We start from the raw sequence: 14,998 nt of genomic DNA, 5'->3' as shown, positions 1-14,998 counted from the left end.
GTCAGCGTCGTCTTGCCGTGGTCAACGTGGCCAATCGTGCCAATGTTAACGTGCGGCTTGTTGCGCTCAAATTTTTCCTTCGCCATCGGCGTCGCTCTCTGTCCAATACTCGGTTCGGTCGAATTAGGTCGAGGCGGGACGCGTTCCGGCGCCTTGGACAGATCCGCGAGCGACGAATTGCTTCCCGTTGAACTTCTTGTCAGGATTTCCGGGCGAAAGAGCCTTCCGTTCCGGACACTCCGATCAGCACCCATGATGGAGCGGGTGAAGGGAATCGAACCCTCGTCGTCAGCTTGGAAGGCTGCTGCTCTACCATTGAGCTACACCCGCACAACGAGAGAACCAGGAACGATGGTGGAGGAGGTTGGATTCGAACCAACGTAGGCATAGCCAACGGATTTACAGTCCGTCCCCTTTAGCCACTCGGGCACTCCTCCATCTCGTCCTGCTTCACGCCGAAGCGATCAGGATGGCTTACCGAAGAGCCCGCCCGGAAGGGGCGAGCAATCCCGTGGCGCGTGTTATGCAGATAGGGCCCCGCCCTGTCAACGCCGATTTTGCAAAGAAATGAACAAAATCAGCAGGACGCTCGAAACAGAGGCTTCGAACGTGAGCTATTGCCAAGGCCGATGGCACCACCAGATTGCCGCAGCATGGCTGCGATGTCACGGTTCCCCTGCGTTTTGCTGAAAATCCGGCATCACGCGACCCCAGCCTGTGGACAACTTTCAACAACGCGCCCGTTCCTTTGACGAGGCCATTTGTGCCAATGCCTGCACCTGCTGCCCTTTTGAAAAACCTGTCGGACACGACTGCACCCTTGAGCAGATTCTTTAGTTGTTGTATCTACAACAAATGCCCTCTTCTCTTAAAGATATCGATTTCCAGCACATGGGCCGAACCTGCCTCGGTCACGCTGCCCGGCGCACCGCCAATCTTCTGACCCGTCATTATAATAGGCACATGGCAGCGCTTGGCCTTGAACTGACCCAGGCCCAGCTTTTGGCTGCGATTGCCGACGGGTCTGCAAGTTCGGCGGCAGAGATCGCCCGTTTTCTCGGCATAGACCGATCCACGCTGGCCCGAAACCTCAAGCCTCTGGAAACTGCCGGCCTTGTGAGCCGGCAAGATGGCAAAGGCCGAAAGGTTCTTCCAGTGCTGACACAACTGGGCGAGGCAAAGGTGATTGAGATCCACCGCACCTGGCTCAAGGCACAGGAAGAGGTCAGCACATTGCTCGGCCCGGACGGCGCAGATGCCGTTCGCACCCAGATGTCCAAGTTGCGCAAGGCGGTTCACATTCTGGACAGCCAGGAAAAACCCGCCGCAGACACCGCCTCCCATTCAGCCCCCGACGAGACTACCCTTTCAGGACACCAATCATGAGCGATCCCCATTCCCTGACCGAAAACGGCAAGACCCACACTCTTGGTGCGCTTCCAAAGGCAGCCTTTGCCACCATGACCGGGCTCGATATCTTCGAGCGCATGATGGCAGGCGATCTGCCTGCCCCGCCGATCATGGTGCATTCCAATATAAGGATGAAGGAATTCTCCGAAGGCCGCGCCGTCTTCACCGGCCAGCCGGCACGCGAGTTCCTGAACCCGCTCGGTACGGTCCATGGTGGCTGGATTTCGACGCTGATCGACACGGCGCTGAGCTGCGCTGTACACACCACGCTGCAGCCCGGCGAATTCTACACCACCACATCGCTCAACGTGAACATGGTTCGCCCGCTGCTTGAAACCAGCGGCGAAGTGGTTTGCGAGGGGCGGATCGTCCACCGCGGCTCCCGCCTGGCGACCTCCGAAGGTGATCTGCGGGACGCGAACGGCAAACTGATCGCCCATGGCACTGTCAGCTGCATGATATTGAAGCCCTTCTGAATTTGCGAAGGCTTTTTCACTAGCTGCTTAGTCGAAAGTCACTGAATTGCTCATCGACTTATTGGAGGACCCCACTCGAAATATAGTGTTAATTTCGAGACAAATTTTGCCTTGGGAAAAACATGAAAACAAAGATCGGCGAACTGTTTTTAATTTTGGGCGTTTTATCGTCGTTGGTTGGTGTACCCAGTTTCTTTCTATTTTTAATATGTTCAATTTTGTTAGGAGGAGACGCACTCAACGGACACGTTATCGGAGACCAGCACTTTGTATGCGCTCATGGTGAATGCAAAGAAGTCTGGCCCTTTTTCTTTAACATTTCCTGGTATTTGGGTGTTGCGATGATTTCGACCCTCACACCAGCAGTCTTCTTGGGAGCGACTTCTCAATGGCTTCTCAAAGAAGAGAGATCTAGCCAACAAGAAGGTCAGACCAAAAACTAACTGACCGTTATTGCCTCCATACAAACTATTCGGAACCGGATGTGGAAGAAGTTCCCCTTCCCCTCCACGAAAATTGCCGCTAGAGCATGCGCCATGAGTGACGACAAGAAACCATTCCGTGCTGGCGGCAAGCCGGGCTTTCGCGGCAACAAAAAGTTCTCCGGCAAGCCTGCGCCGCGCCGGCCCGGCCTGCCGCCGGAAGGCCCGGTGCTGCTTTATGGTCTCCACACCGTGGAAGCGGCCTTTGCCAACAAGGACCGCAAACGGCTGAAGCTGTTCGCAACGGACAATGCCGTTCGCCGCCTCGAAGAACGCGGCGTGACAATCGATGTCCCTGTCGAATCCATGATGCCCCGCGCACTGGACCGGATGGTGACGAAGGATGCTGTCCATCAGGGCATGATTCTGGAAGCCGATCCCCTGCCCGCTTATGGCGCCGAGCATCTGAAAGGTGCTCGGCTCGTGCTGGCACTTGACCAGGTCACGGATCCGCACAATGTCGGCGCAATCCTGCGCTCGGCTGTCGCGCTCGATGCCGATGCGGTGGTAACGACCGAACGCCACGCACCGGAAGAAGGCTCCGTTCTGGCGAAATCCGCTTCCGGTGCACTCGACATGATCAAACATGTCCGGGTGAAAAACATGGCCCGCTTCATTGCCGAGATGAAGGACGAAGGCTTTTCCTGCATTGCCCTCGACAGCGATGGCGCTGCAAGTCTTGAAGAGACACCGTTCAGCGACAGGACAGTTCTGGTACTGGGCTCGGAGGGCAAAGGCGTCCGACAGGGTGTGCGCGAAGCCTGCGGCCTGACAGCCCGCCTCGACATGCCGGGCGAGATTCGCTCGCTCAATGTTTCAAATGCCGCTGTACTGTCACTCTATGTGGCGCGGATGAAAATGGGGCTGTAAGGCCCCTCTCCTTTCAGCCCCCGATTCAGTGTACCTCTCCGTGCGCCGCAGTCACGGAGCTGGTAGCAGTTCTGTTCGCCCGCGTCGCCTCCGACCGGGTCAGGCAAGGCGCCAGCAGCAGACTGATACCGATCATTGGTGCCAGCACCATGAGCGCCGCCCGAATACCGAAGGCATCGGCGAGCGGCCCGATGGTGAGCGGCCCGACCAGAAAGCCAAGCAGAGCCACAAAGGAAAGCACGGCGACATTGGAAGCCGCACTTCCTCCAGGCGCTGCGGATGCCGCGGTCACTCCAAGGGGAAACGCGAGCGCGGCTCCTGATCCCAGAACTCCCAGACCGACAAGCGCAATCGGCACGTTCGGTGCAAGCCATATCAGGCTCAGACCAATCAGTCCGATGAGCGCAAGCACCTGCCCCAGGCGTCCTGGCGCCGCAACCTGGCGCAAGCGGTCTCCCATGAGCCGGGTAGAAGCCAGACACAGCGAAAAGATCGAGATGCCCAGCCCGGCGAGGCCTGGATTGGCGGCAAAGGCATCCCGGAGATAGACCGCGGCCCAATCCGCAACGGCCCCTTCCACCAAGGTCGTTCCAAAAGTGAAAAAACAGACACCAAGCAAAACCGGATGTGGCAACCGGAAACCGCGCTGCTCGGGTTTGGCCGACTGCCCTTCAGGCGGCAAAGGCAACCGCAGGATTACAGGCAGCACCAGGGCCTGAACCAGGATCGCGATCGCGATACCGGCCAGAAGGGGCGACAGGGCAAGACCCGCAACAGCCGAGCCAATCAGTGTTCCAGACAGCAGTCCGAAGCTCCAGCAGCCATGTGCTCTGCTCATGATCTTGTGGTGGGTGCGGGTCTCGTAATCGTCAGCCAGGACGTTGAGCCCAAGTTCTAGGATGGACATCGATCCACCGACAAGCGCGAGCGCCGCCATCAAAAGCCACTGGGTTGTCGCCATGAAGGGCAACAGCATGGCGAGAAGAAAGACCGGATAAAAGACCAGCGTGATCCGCTTGGCGCCGATCCAGCCTGCAATTCGCCCCGCGATCATCAAGGTTGTCAAAGTGCCGACCGGCGCCCCGACGAGCGCAATCGCCAACTCGCTGTTGGTCAGTCCAAGCGCGGTCTGGACACCTGGAATATGCGGCAGCCAAGCCCCGAGTGCGATCGGCTGCAGATAGAAAATGAGGCAGATGCGCTGCGCTTCAGTCATTTAAATCGGTCCAATTGGCGCACATGATTTCGAGCAGAACCACATGTGGCACGGCAGATTTTCCACTGAGGGTGAAACGGAAGTGATGACGGGACCGAACAGTGTTTGGTCTATCCAGCCTGCCTTCCGGTAAAACCAGAGGAGCCCGCGCAGAAAGCGACAGGCTGATATTCAGAGTGCGCATTTATGGGTGCAAAACTCGGTTCATGCAAGCTGCCCCCCGCTCTTCGCAGAGCCCCTTCAGCGCTTGCGAAAGCTGAATTGTCGGATGCCGCGGTTGGAAAGTCGCCTGTGTCCACCTTGTTCTGTCTCACAATCGGCTATGCGGGTCAGAGCTTGATGTGCTGCGCGAGCATATTATGCCAAGGCAAGGAAATGATTCCGTTCCAGGGAACTTGCAAGATGGCCGCGCGCTGTCCCGCTGACCGAACTCAATGCCTCTTGATTGCACCGAAAGCACAACTGCTTCCGTCAATTTGCAGGAATGACATTGGATTCGAGATGTCGCGATACAGAATTTCTGCATCGCTGAGCCTCTGCGCACGCGAAACTATCCACAGCGGCTACCCAACTTTTGAAATTATCACAGAGGTTTAGCTGGTTTTCCGGAATCAGAATCGAAAAATGCAAATCAGGGCATGGACAAGTGCGCCCAATCTGGTAGAAGCCATCCCCGGCGCCGGTATAGCTCAGCTGGTAGAGCACGTGATTTGTAATCTCGGGGTCGCGGGTTCGAATCCTGCTGCCGGCACCATTCCCCCCATTCAGCTTGAAACTCTTTTGTGCCGCTCGCCGCAGGCACTGTGCTATCGCGTGCCTCGGGCGACACGGACCATATGTTCTCGCCACGCGTTGCAGCTACCCTGGCGCTGCATCAATGAACGCCGCAGCATCTTCTTCATCGCTTTTTGGCGCAAATCCAGTTCACTCTGGCTCCAGGTCGCGTCGAATGCTGTGCCGACGGCTAGCGGTCTCAACTCGCTGTTTCTGGAAAAGACCCGCTCGCAGGCAAGATCGAATATGGCCTCGCGCTGGTACTCGTCAGCCACGGACCGTGCCGCATAGAGTGCCATTTGCTGGCAATAACGCATCCAGGCATATGCAAGGGTTTTGGCCGGTGTTTCCAGCCAGCTCGTGTGAGTGTTGCCGTCGTGGTAGAGCTTCCTGTAGAGCGGCCGGTCGAGATAAAGCATTTCACCCTGGATCGCCTGGCGCATGATCCAGGTACTGTCTGCGAACATGTTGTCGAACCGGTTTCCGGGAACGGTCAGATCACGTAGGTTTGGCGGTGTCCGGTTGACCGCCCGAAAACTGACGCCGGCATAACTCATCCCGAACACCTGACTGATCCGCTCTTGCAGGTCTCCGCTCACACTTTTGCTGCGAATGATGTGTTCATCCGGCCTGCCGACGGTCTGAATTGCGGTGCAAGCGCTTCCGGCAGCAGGCGTCTTTTCCAGAAGTTCCACAAGCGCGGCGTAATAGTCCGGCTCAATAGTGTCGTCCTGCGGCAGGATGGCAAAATACGGCGTCCTCACCCTTCTGATCAGCCAATTGGCGTTTTCCACCCAGCCGAGTCGTCCCCGCTGATGGTAGATACGCACGTTTGCCATACGCCGGAACGGTTCGAAGGTTTCCCGTTCGAAACCGCCATCATTGGAAATGACAACACGAAAGTCGCGAAAGCTCTGCTCCTGCACCGACGCAAGCACCTGTCCCAGAAACCCCTTCGGCCGGTAGGCAGGAATACAGATTGTCAGACGTGGCCGTTTCCATGGCCATATTGCAGGAAACTTCATGAGGCAATGACTTGATGAACCTGGCTTGAAGATGCCAGCGCGTCCGCCGCTTCAAGCGCAAACATCGGTGCGGTCGTGTATTTGCCCGGATCAAGGCTGCAATAACCATCGGCCAGGAGGCTGGGGCCTATTCTGCTGCGCTTGTGCAGATCGCTTACGCGATCGTCGATATCACTTGCGCCCCTTGCGTCGATAACTCCGCCGATCAACGGTGCTTCGTCCGTCTCGGGAAAGCGCAGGAACTCAGCTAACTTCGGATAGTAGGCCGCAAGTGCGGCAACGGAACTGCGCACAATTTCGGCCTTTCGGGAAGAAGCGATCTCTGGGTGCGGAAGCAAAAGGTCGCGTGTGCTGGCGAGCATCATTGACGGATACCAGGACAGATACACCCGGCCTGTCTCATACCGCACGACATCCCCGTATCGCCCCAACATGAGCGTAACATTCGCCAGATCTTCGACAACATCCGGCAGCAGCACCGCCATCTTGTAGCGCAGGAACCACGAGGCATCATCAGCAAAGCCGCTGGCATGATCAAGAAAGCGGCGCTGCTCCCAGGCGGCGTTGAGCACCCGGTCGAATGGTCCGTCAGCGCGATGTTCACCAACCACTTGCCATCCGGACCGGCTTGTCTCGAAACGCGTCACACTGTGATTGGACCGGAACTCGATTCGCGGGTGAGAAAGAACCGCTGCGCGCAGTGAAGCAGCAATGGCTCGCGTGTCGACGGATCGTTCAGGCGTTCCGAAGGCCACCTCGATCTTGCCAGCTTCGGAGCCATAAGGATGGGAGGTCAGGCGCCGGAAGGCGGGCAGATCCACTTCGCCGAGGTAGTCTGCATTTGGTGCCGCTAGCCGCTCGCGGAGGATATCCTGCACCAGCACAAAGTGCTGTTCTACCGCACCCGCGGAAAGCTGAGACCCCTCGGGAACGGCATAATCGAATGGCTGCGTTACGGAAGAAGCGAACAGGTCTTGCCCCATCCACCGGCACACGATGGACCGAAACTGAAGCGCGCCGTCGATCATGCGCCGCGCGGTCAGACCTGAACTGTCCCCGCCGTAAACGAACCCGAGATGGATCTTGCCTTCGTTGACCAGCGACGCCGCAGTCAGCGGTTCTGCCCCGGCATCGTAAAGCACGACGCGGTTACCGCGATCAGCAAGCTCCAGAGCTGCGATCGAGCCGGCAATGCCGGCCCCCACAATCGCCATGTCCCGGCACGATTTCATCCAAGAACGACCGAAATCATGTTTCCCCACACCTGTTCCGGAACGGGTTCTCTTACCTCAAGCGCACCAAACCGACCAGTGGAACAGATATATTATCGGTCGTCATTCCACGTCGCCGATGTATTTTGCCTGGTTGATCAGTTCCTGGCATTTTGCTTCGTTGCCTGCGTGCCGTTCCTTGTTCGCTTCCTGGAGCAGTGCACGCATCTTCTCTGCAACAGTGATGTCGATACCTTCCCTCTCGGAGTGGGTAACGGCATTTTCAACCTTGTCGATGTCCGCCTGACAGTCGGCAAGTGCACCGTTGGTAGCGGCCAGCATCAGCCCTGCGGCCAGAAGACCTCCGGCAAGCGGATTGCGATAGCATCTCATGTCATTCTCCCTTTCGGACAGGCTGGTCGTCGATTGCGGCGAGACGCCTCAATGGCGACCAGGCATTCACTGCATGCGGTGGTGCAGATCCATCATGATCCAGAGACTGCCGCCGACCATGATGAAAATGAGCACCGCGGCAAAGGCCAGAAAGAACAGGTTTTCGACCGGGGTGGATTTCAGGTCGATGTGTAGAAAAAAGACCAGGTGAACGATCACCTGCAGAACCGCGGCAACGGCGATGACGAAATATACGGCACTGCCTGTGAGCAGTCCGCCCCAGACCAGGGCGAAGGGAATTGCCGTCAGCACAACTGCAAGCACAAACCCGGTGAGATAGGTAGACAGGCTGCGTTCAGCGGAATGGTTCATATGTGCCCCCTATAGAACGCCCGGCAGATAGACCGCCGAAAAGATCCCGATCCAGACAATATCGAGAAAATGCCAGAACAGCCCGAGCCGCATCAACCGGGAACGAACCGGCGGCGTCAGGCCCTTGACCATGATCTGGCCAATCATAACCACGATCCCGAGTGCCCCGAACGCAACGTGCAGTCCGTGTGTGCCCACCAGCGTGAAGAACGCGGACAGAAAACCGCTTACCTCCGGACCCGCACCTTTTTCGATCATGCCGGCAAATTCACTCAGCTCCATTGCCAGAAACGCGAAGCCGAGCAGCAAGGTCACAAAGAGCCATTGGACCACGCGGCCCTTATGGTCGTTCATCAGCGCAATGCTTGCCATCCCGAAGGTCAGGCTGGAGACCAGCAGCAAGCCGGTTTCAACGGCAGTCCTGCTGAGATCGAAGAGCTCTTTTGACGTCGGACCGGCTGCGGAGTTTTCCGACAGGACAGCGTAGGTCGCAAACAACAGCGCGAAGATGACCGCGTCGGTCATCAGATAGATCCAGAACCCGAATTCCCTGGAATGAAGGGAGTGCTTCTCTTCCTCTTCAAGGATGGTTGCAGCAGACATCGGCCCCTCCCTCAAACCGTTCCGGACAACGGTGCGCCAGAGGCGGCACCGCGCGGCACAAAATAGCGCATGTCGTGCAGGTCGGCCGGCGAGATCTGAGCGAGGCGTTCACGCTCGATCCGGGCGACTTCTGCTGCCGGCAACACGAATTCGCTGTTGTCGTCGGACGCCCGGATACCGACACATACGAGAGACAGCACGAAGCTCAGGGCGACGAGCCACCAGATGTACCAGATGAAGGCAAAACCGAGCACAAAGGCCAGCGCACCAAGCACCGGGCCGATCCAGGTGTTTTTCGGCATGACGATGTCTTCGTAATGCTGCGGCGGCTGATAAGCCTCCCCCCGGATCTTCATATCGTGGAACGCGTCGATATCGGTCACCTCGGGCAGAACCGCGAAGTTATAGGCAGCTGGCGGTGAGGACGTCGCCCATTCCAGGGTACGACCGTTCCACGGGTCCCCCGTGATGTCCCTGGCGGATCCCCATTTTCTGGCCGAAACGTAAAGCTGGATGGCGATGCAGGCGATGCCACACAGGACGAACAGAGCCCCGATCGCAGCGACGATCAGATAGGGTTGCCATGTGGGGTCGGCATAATGTTCCATCCGCCGGCTCATGCCCTTGAAGCCAAGGACGTAGAGCGGCATGAAGGCGAGATAGAAACCGATGATCCAGCACCAGAAGGACCGCATGCCCCATTTGGCGTCCAGCTTGAAACCGAAGGCTTTGGGGAACCAGTAGTTCATGCCGGCGAAATAACCGAAAAGAGCGCCCGGGATCAGCATGTTGTGGAAGTGCGCCACCAGGAAGGTGGAATTGTGCATCAGGTAGTCGGCGGGCGGCAGGGCCAGCAGCACCCCGGTCACGCCACCGATGACGAAGGTCACCATGAAGCCGATGGTGTACACCATGGACGTGTGAAACTCGATCCGGCCCTTGTACATGGTGAACAGCCAGTCGAAGATCTTCACCCCCGTCGGCACTGCGATGATCATCGTTGCGATGCCGAAGATGGCATTCACATTGGCAGACGAGCCCATCGTGAAGAAGTGGTGCAGCCAGACAGTGAACGATAGAAGCGCGATACAGGCGGTCGCATAGACCAGTGAAGTGTAACCGAACAGCCGCTTGTGCGAGAATGTCGCCACCACTTCGGAAAAGATACCGAAGGCCGGCAAGATCAGGATGTAGACCTCAGGATGACCCCAGATCCACAGCAGGTTGGCAAACATCATCATGTTGCCGCCGTCACCGTTGGTGAAGAAATGGAAGCCAAGCGTGCGATCGAGTGTCAACTGACCGGCGACCACCGTCAGCGCCGGAAAGGCGAAGGCAATCAGGATGGAAATGCACAGTGTCGTCCAGGTGAACATCGGCATGCGCATGAAAGTCATGCCCGGGCAGCGGTTCTTGACGATGGTCACGATGAAGTTGATGCCTGAAAGCGTACTGCCCACCCCGCTGATGATCAGCGCCCATAGCCAGTAGTCGACCCCCACGCCCGGACTGTATTCAGCCCCGGAATATGGCGGATACCCGGTCCAGCCGGCTTGAGAGAACTTGCCGACCACAAGCGATATCAGCACCAGAGCCGCACCGGCGGCCGTCATCCAGAGGCTGACGGAATTCAGGAACGGAAAGGCGACATCCCGCGCGCCGATCTGTTGCGGCACGATGATGTTGATGAGCCCGGTCAGGAACGGCATGGCCACGAAAAAGATCATGATCGTGCCGTGGGAGGAGAAAATCTGCTCGAAATGCTCCGGCGGAAGGTAACCTTCGCTGTTCAGGGAAACCGCCTGTTGCGCCCGCATCATGAGGGCATCGACAAACCCGCGCACCAGCATCACCAGAGCCAGCACCACATACATGATGCCGATCTTCTTGTGATCGACGCTGGTCAGCCAGTCTGTCCAGAGAACTTTCCAAGCGCGCAGCCAGGTGATCAGCAGGAACACGGCAACGCCGCCGCCAACAGTTACTGCCGCCCCACCCATGGCCACCCAGGAATAGAACGGCAGGGCCTCAATCGTAAGACGTCCCAGCATCAAACAGCCCCCCGGCAGATGAGTTCGGCAGCCTTGCTTTCGTAAGGGCCGACAATCGGCGCGTATTTGCGCAGGATGATCGAAAAGAGATCCGTCTCGTAAGACGAATAATGCCGGACTGGATCGGCAACGCTCTGCTTGTGCAGGTCCACATACGTCTTGGCGTCCAGCACGTCAGCGGATCCCGTTGCCTTTTCCTTCCAGGCGGTGAAATCCGCTTCGTTCATGGCATGAGCCTTGAAGTGCTGGTCGGAAAAGCCGTCGCCGGAATACATTGTGTTGCGGCCGTTGAAGGTGCCTGGACCATCTGCGATCAGGTTAAGTTCGGAGCGCATGCCCGCCATGGCGTAGATCTGGCCACCAAGTGCGGGGATCATCAGTGAATTCATGACCGTGTCGGAAGTGATCTCGATGGTCAGCGGCCTGTCTGCGGGAAAGGCCAGTTCATTCACGCTGGCCGTGCCGAGTTCCGGGTATAAGAACAACCATTTCCAGTCGAGTGCGACCGCCTGCACCTTGAAAGCCGGTTTGTCGGACGCCAGGGCCTTGTAAGGGTCAAGTCTGTGGGTCGCATCCCAGACAATGGTTCCGATGACAATCACGATTGCAGCTGGAACCAGCCAGACCACGGCTTCAATGCCCCAGGAACCATCCCACTCAGGCGCATAATCCGCGGTGTTGCCATTACGCTTGCGATATCGCCAGGCGAACAGCAGCGTTAGTATGATCGCGGGAATGGCGACGATCATCATGATACCGAATGCCGTGAACAGCAGATCCCGTTCCGCCAACGCAATAGGCCCTTTCGGGAAGAGCACCGGCGCATCGGAAAGCGCACAACCTTGTAACAACGGGAAAAGGCATACGAGGCCGACCGTCGCGGCAGACCTCAAGGCAATACGGACCCTTAGTCCGGCAATCCGATCAACCATGGCACCCCCGTTGAAAAATGGATAGGGACTGTCTGTTTGCAACACTTGTGGCGGCACGCCCGCCAGGAACGATATGCTTTACTTTTGAAAAGCCTAGCCGAGCCCGCGCGGCATTGAAAGAGCGAAAGTTGCAGAAGCCGGCAGACACCAGCAAACAGGTTAGCCGGACAAGTCGAGCAACGCCTGCAGCATGAGGTTCGCCCCCTTCTCGATATCCGACCAGTCGCTGTGTTCTTCGGGAGCATGGCTTATGCCGGCCCGGCTGGGAACGAAGATCAGCCCGGAAGGGCAGAAAGACTGCATTGTCTGGGCATCGTGACCGGCTCCGGAAGGCATACGCCGCGCCGGTAATTCGTTGCGTTCGGCAAGGTCGGCGAGCTTTTCGGCAAGCTCGCTATCCAGCGAAACCGGTGACAACCAGCTCCTCTCGGTCTTGTTCAATTTCAGTCGGTGCCGGTTGGCGACAATGTCGGCGCTTTCCAGAAAACGCGATTTCAGCCCGACCATTGTCTCTTCCGACGTGTCACGCAGAATCACCGAAAAGACTGCACGACCTGGAATCGTGTGGGGATGGTTCGGCGAAAGTTCGACATGACCAATGGTAAACCGGCTCTGGTCGGTGCCGTGCATCTGGATCAGATCCGGAATTGTCCCGGCAAGCTCGGAAAGCCCGGCAAATGCATCCGCCCGCAGATGCATGGGTGTTGTCCCGGAATGATTGGCGATTCCCGTCAGTTCCAACTCCAGATAACAGACACCGGAAACCTCCTCGGCGATGCCGATAGGAAATTCTTCGGCTTCAAGAACCGGCCCCTGCTCGATATGGAGTTCCAGAAAGGCATTTATCGAACCGGCCGGACGGGCTGCTTTCAGGATGTCCATCGGCTCGAGACCCAGACTGTTCATGGCATCGCGCAGCCGGATCCCGTCGGCATCAATCGCCTGCTCGATCCATGCCGGAGTGATCGCCCCGGCTATGGCCTGTGAGCCGAGCATGCCCCCGAAACGGCCCTCTTCTTCGGAAGTCGCGGCAACTTCGATCGCTGTCCGGGGCGTTATTCCGGCATCCTTCATCGTTCGCACGCATTCCAGCGCAACACAGGCGCCGAGCGCTCCATCAAAAGCCCCGCCATTGACCACGGTGTCGAGATGCGATCCGGCCATGACGCACGGCCCGTCCTCAGGTCCATACCGGCCAAACAGGTTGAGTGCGCCGTCTCTCCACACCTGCAGATCGTCGGCCCTCATCTGTGCCTCGAACCAATCCCTGCACTCCAGATCGACCTGAGTGAAGCCTGGTCGCGTGTAACCGCCGGTTTCAGGAACAAAGCCGAAGCGATTCACTCCGTTGAGAAGCGTTTTGAGACGCTCCGGGTCGATCCGGATTGCGTGCTGCGGCATCCTTGTTTCCCCCTTATTTATCAGCGCTTAAGCGTTTATCTGGCATCGAGAGTACAACCCTCGAGCGAAAATAAATATGAAATAATTATTGCAGCATTGCAATTAATCATGATTAATTATTCGTCAGAAACAACGAGGGGAATGGTCATGAAAAGATTCCTAGCCGCGGCTTTCGCCTCGGCCTTCCTCGCCTTTGCACCCCAGGTGCAGGCGCAAACTCCGCCCAATGTTCTGGTTGTCGGCCAGATCGCGGAACCCAAGTCACTCGACCCGCACGCCGTCACCGCGGTGAACGATTTCCGCATTCTGGTGAACCTGTATGACGGACTTGTGCGCTACAAGGACGGCACCCTGGAAGTCGAACCGTCCCTTGCCGAAAGCTGGACCATTTCGGAAGACGGCAAGACCTACACGTTCAAGCTGCGTGAAGGCATCAAGTTCCACGACGGCTCCCCCTTCAACGCGGAAGCGGTGAAGTTCAACTTCGACCGTATGCTGAACGAGGAAAACCCCTATCACGATACGGGTCCCTTCCCGCTCGCGTTCTTCTTCTCCACTGTTGAGGACGTGGTCGTCGACAACGAAACCACCGTCACCTTCAACCTCAGTGCCCCTTACGCGCCGTTCCTGTCGAACCTTGCCTATCCGACGGGATTGATCGTCTCGCCCGAGGCAGTCAAGCAATACGGCAAGGATTTCGGCCGCAATCCGTCCGGTACCGGTGCCTACAAGTTTGCCGAATGGGAAGCCAACGCCAAGGTGGTTGCCGTCAAGAACGAAGACTACTGGGATGGCGCTCCGGACCTGGAAGCGTTGATCTACCGTCCGATCACCGACGCCAACACCCGGATCGCCGAAATGCTCTCCGGCGGACTGGACGTGATGGTTGAAGTCCCGCCGGACAGCCTGCAGCAGTTCAAGGACGATTCAACGTTCAAGGTGCTGGAACAGGCCGGACCTCACGTCTGGTTCCTGATCCTGAACACCCGCGAAGCACCGTTTGACGTCAAGGCTGCACGCCAGGCCGCCAACTACGCCATCAACAAGAAGGCGCTGGTGGAAAACATCCTGCAAGGTACGGCCGACGTCGCAGCAGGGCCGACACCTCCTGCCTTTGCCTGGGCCTACAACGAGAGCCTGGAACCCTATCCCTACGATCCGGAAAAGGCCAAGGAACTCCTGAAGGAAGCTGAATACGCCGGACAGGAAGTTACTTTCTATGTCACCGAAGGCGGCTCCGGCATGCTCGACCCGGTTGCCATGGGCACGGCCATCCAGGCCGATCTCCAGGCCGTCGGCATGAAGGTCAAGATCGAGACCTATGAATGGAACACCTTCCTCGGCAAGGTGAACCCGGGTCTGCAAGGCAAGGCTTCCATGGCGGAAATGGCATGGATGACCAATGACCCGGACACGCTTCCGTTCCTGGCCCTGCGCACCGAAGCGATGCCCGAACAGGGCGGGTTCAACTCCGGCTATTATTCCAACGCCAAGGTGGACGAGCTTCTGGAAAATGCCCGGGAGGAAACCAACCAGGAAGAACGTGCAAGGCTCTACAAGGAAATGCAGGAAATCGTCCAGGAGGACGCCCCCTGGGTCTTCGTTGCCAACTGGAAACAGAATGCCGTCACCAAGGCATCGGTTGAAGACTTCAAGCTGCAACCCTCCTTCTTCCTGATGCTTCAGGACGTCAAGAAGCCTCAATAAGACGACACGTCTCCCGGCGGACCTTGAACGGTTCGCCGGGATTTTCGTATTCGGACCTGCACGCAGCAAGTGCCG

15 protein-coding genes and 3 tRNA genes are annotated in these 14,998 nt (G+C 57.7%); 6 read left to right on the top strand and 12 right to left on the bottom strand.

Annotation, left to right across the window (positions count from 1 at the left end; all coding sequences use genetic code 11):
• From ACYQ6M_RS08215 to ACYQ6M_RS08205, 3 genes are all read right to left on the bottom strand, one after another.
• On the bottom strand, positions 1-86 hold an 86-nt coding region (locus ACYQ6M_RS08215; protein ID WP_207643364.1), incomplete at its 3' end, for a GTP-binding protein.
• 170 nt (positions 87-256) lie between these two features.
• Positions 257-330 (bottom strand) — tRNA-Gly (locus ACYQ6M_RS08210).
• Positions 331-352: 22 nt separating this feature from the next.
• A tRNA-Tyr gene (locus ACYQ6M_RS08205) sits at positions 353-437 on the bottom strand.
• Between the two features lie 454 nt (positions 438-891).
• Between ACYQ6M_RS08205 and ACYQ6M_RS08200 the strand changes: the two genes are divergently transcribed.
• From ACYQ6M_RS08200 to ACYQ6M_RS08185, 4 genes are all read left to right on the top strand, one after another.
• A complete protein-coding gene (locus ACYQ6M_RS08200; RefSeq protein ID WP_460073165.1) occupies positions 892-1,386 on the top strand; it encodes a MarR family winged helix-turn-helix transcriptional regulator in 495 nt (164 codons plus the stop codon).
• The gene (locus ACYQ6M_RS08195; protein WP_460073163.1) at positions 1,383-1,886 is read left to right on the top strand and encodes a PaaI family thioesterase; all 504 of its coding nucleotides are present in this window, start codon (positions 1,383-1,385) and stop codon (positions 1,884-1,886) included. The genes ACYQ6M_RS08200 and ACYQ6M_RS08195 overlap by 4 nt, the downstream gene beginning before the upstream one ends.
• Before the next feature lie 122 nt (positions 1,887-2,008).
• Positions 2,009-2,329: a hypothetical protein gene (locus tag ACYQ6M_RS08190; RefSeq protein WP_023001151.1), complete on the top strand. Its 321-nt coding sequence runs from the start codon at positions 2,009-2,011 to the stop codon at positions 2,327-2,329.
• Between the two features lie 93 nt (positions 2,330-2,422).
• Positions 2,423-3,238, top strand: coding sequence for a TrmH family RNA methyltransferase (locus ACYQ6M_RS08185; protein WP_460073161.1), 816 nt, complete (start codon positions 2,423-2,425; stop codon positions 3,236-3,238).
• A 25-nt stretch (positions 3,239-3,263) separates the two neighbouring features.
• Here ACYQ6M_RS08185 and ACYQ6M_RS08180 read toward each other — a convergent pair whose 3' ends face one another.
• Entirely contained in the window at positions 3,264-4,454 is a 1,191-nt protein-coding gene (locus tag ACYQ6M_RS08180; RefSeq protein WP_460073159.1) for an MFS transporter, read from the bottom strand.
• Positions 4,455-5,132: 678 nt separating this feature from the next.
• On the opposite strand from ACYQ6M_RS08180, the gene ACYQ6M_RS08175 reads away from it, so the two are divergent.
• A tRNA-Thr gene (locus tag ACYQ6M_RS08175) sits at positions 5,133-5,208 on the top strand.
• Positions 5,209-5,260: 52 nt separating this feature from the next.
• Here the strand turns inward: ACYQ6M_RS08175 and ACYQ6M_RS08170 are convergent.
• From ACYQ6M_RS08170 to ACYQ6M_RS08135, 8 genes are all read right to left on the bottom strand, one after another.
• A complete protein-coding gene (locus tag ACYQ6M_RS08170) occupies positions 5,261-6,253 on the bottom strand; it encodes a glycosyltransferase family 2 protein (protein WP_460073157.1) in 993 nt (330 codons plus the stop codon).
• Positions 6,250-7,467: an FAD-dependent oxidoreductase gene (locus tag ACYQ6M_RS08165; RefSeq protein WP_460073155.1), complete on the bottom strand. Its 1,218-nt coding sequence runs from the start codon at positions 7,465-7,467 to the stop codon at positions 6,250-6,252. Before ACYQ6M_RS08165 ends, ACYQ6M_RS08170 begins: the two co-directional genes overlap by 4 nt.
• A 120-nt stretch (positions 7,468-7,587) precedes the next feature.
• The gene (locus ACYQ6M_RS08160; RefSeq protein ID WP_206907736.1) at positions 7,588-7,857 is read right to left on the bottom strand and encodes a hypothetical protein; all 270 of its coding nucleotides are present in this window, start codon (positions 7,855-7,857) and stop codon (positions 7,588-7,590) included.
• Between the two features lie 66 nt (positions 7,858-7,923).
• The gene (cyoD, locus tag ACYQ6M_RS08155; protein ID WP_023001144.1) at positions 7,924-8,229 is read right to left on the bottom strand and encodes a cytochrome o ubiquinol oxidase subunit IV; all 306 of its coding nucleotides are present in this window, start codon (positions 8,227-8,229) and stop codon (positions 7,924-7,926) included.
• A 9-nt stretch (positions 8,230-8,238) separates the two neighbouring features.
• On the bottom strand, positions 8,239-8,832 hold the full coding sequence (cyoC, locus tag ACYQ6M_RS08150) for a cytochrome o ubiquinol oxidase subunit III (protein WP_228867861.1): 594 nt from the start codon (positions 8,830-8,832) through the stop codon (positions 8,239-8,241).
• 11 nt (positions 8,833-8,843) lie between these two features.
• Positions 8,844-10,883 (bottom strand): cytochrome o ubiquinol oxidase subunit I, encoded by a 2,040-nt coding sequence (gene cyoB, locus ACYQ6M_RS08145; protein ID WP_460073152.1) that lies wholly within the window; start codon positions 10,881-10,883, stop codon positions 8,844-8,846.
• Positions 10,883-11,815 carry a ubiquinol oxidase subunit II gene (cyoA, locus tag ACYQ6M_RS08140; protein WP_031269334.1) on the bottom strand — a complete coding sequence of 311 codons (933 nt, stop codon included), beginning with the start codon at positions 11,813-11,815 and terminating at the stop codon, positions 10,883-10,885. The genes cyoB and cyoA overlap by 1 nt, the downstream gene beginning before the upstream one ends.
• A 159-nt stretch (positions 11,816-11,974) precedes the next feature.
• A complete protein-coding gene (locus ACYQ6M_RS08135; protein WP_460073150.1) occupies positions 11,975-13,216 on the bottom strand; it encodes an allantoate amidohydrolase in 1,242 nt (413 codons plus the stop codon).
• Positions 13,217-13,363: 147 nt separating this feature from the next.
• On the opposite strand from ACYQ6M_RS08135, the gene ACYQ6M_RS08130 reads away from it, so the two are divergent.
• Positions 13,364-14,923, top strand: a complete 1,560-nt coding sequence (locus ACYQ6M_RS08130) for an ABC transporter substrate-binding protein (RefSeq protein WP_035908743.1) — start codon at positions 13,364-13,366, stop codon at positions 14,921-14,923.
• Positions 14,924-14,998 lie beyond the last annotated feature (75 nt).

The organism is Roseibium sp. ROS1, assembly GCF_054658215.1.
This window is presented reverse-complemented; position numbering and strand designations above follow the sequence as displayed.

Bases quoted from the DNA above. Each gene is read 5' to 3' on its own strand.
- cyoB (WP_460073152.1), bottom strand. From the start codon at position 10,883: ATGCTGGGACGTCTTACGATTGAGGCCCTGCCGTTCTATTCCTGGGTG.
- ACYQ6M_RS08180 (WP_460073159.1), bottom strand. From the start codon at position 4,454: ATGACTGAAGCGCAGCGCATCTGCCTCATTTTCTATCTGCAGCCGATC.
- ACYQ6M_RS08185 (WP_460073161.1), top strand. From the start codon at position 2,423: ATGAGTGACGACAAGAAACCATTCCGTGCTGGCGGCAAGCCGGGCTTT.
- ACYQ6M_RS08170 (WP_460073157.1), bottom strand. From the start codon at position 6,253: ATGAAGTTTCCTGCAATATGGCCATGGAAACGGCCACGTCTGACAATC.
- ACYQ6M_RS08135 (WP_460073150.1), bottom strand. From the start codon at position 13,216: ATGCCGCAGCACGCAATCCGGATCGACCCGGAGCGTCTCAAAACGCTT.
- ACYQ6M_RS08190 (WP_023001151.1), top strand. From the start codon at position 2,009: ATGAAAACAAAGATCGGCGAACTGTTTTTAATTTTGGGCGTTTTATCG.
- cyoA (WP_031269334.1), bottom strand. From the start codon at position 11,815: ATGGTTGATCGGATTGCCGGACTAAGGGTCCGTATTGCCTTGAGGTCT.
- ACYQ6M_RS08165 (WP_460073155.1), bottom strand. From the start codon at position 7,467: ATGGCGATTGTGGGGGCCGGCATTGCCGGCTCGATCGCAGCTCTGGAG.
- cyoD (WP_023001144.1), bottom strand. From the start codon at position 8,229: ATGAACCATTCCGCTGAACGCAGCCTGTCTACCTATCTCACCGGGTTT.
- ACYQ6M_RS08200 (WP_460073165.1), top strand. From the start codon at position 892: ATGGGCCGAACCTGCCTCGGTCACGCTGCCCGGCGCACCGCCAATCTT.
- ACYQ6M_RS08195 (WP_460073163.1), top strand. From the start codon at position 1,383: ATGAGCGATCCCCATTCCCTGACCGAAAACGGCAAGACCCACACTCTT.
- ACYQ6M_RS08160 (WP_206907736.1), bottom strand. From the start codon at position 7,857: ATGAGATGCTATCGCAATCCGCTTGCCGGAGGTCTTCTGGCCGCAGGG.
- ACYQ6M_RS08130 (WP_035908743.1), top strand. From the start codon at position 13,364: ATGAAAAGATTCCTAGCCGCGGCTTTCGCCTCGGCCTTCCTCGCCTTT.
- cyoC (WP_228867861.1), bottom strand. From the start codon at position 8,832: ATGTCTGCTGCAACCATCCTTGAAGAGGAAGAGAAGCACTCCCTTCAT.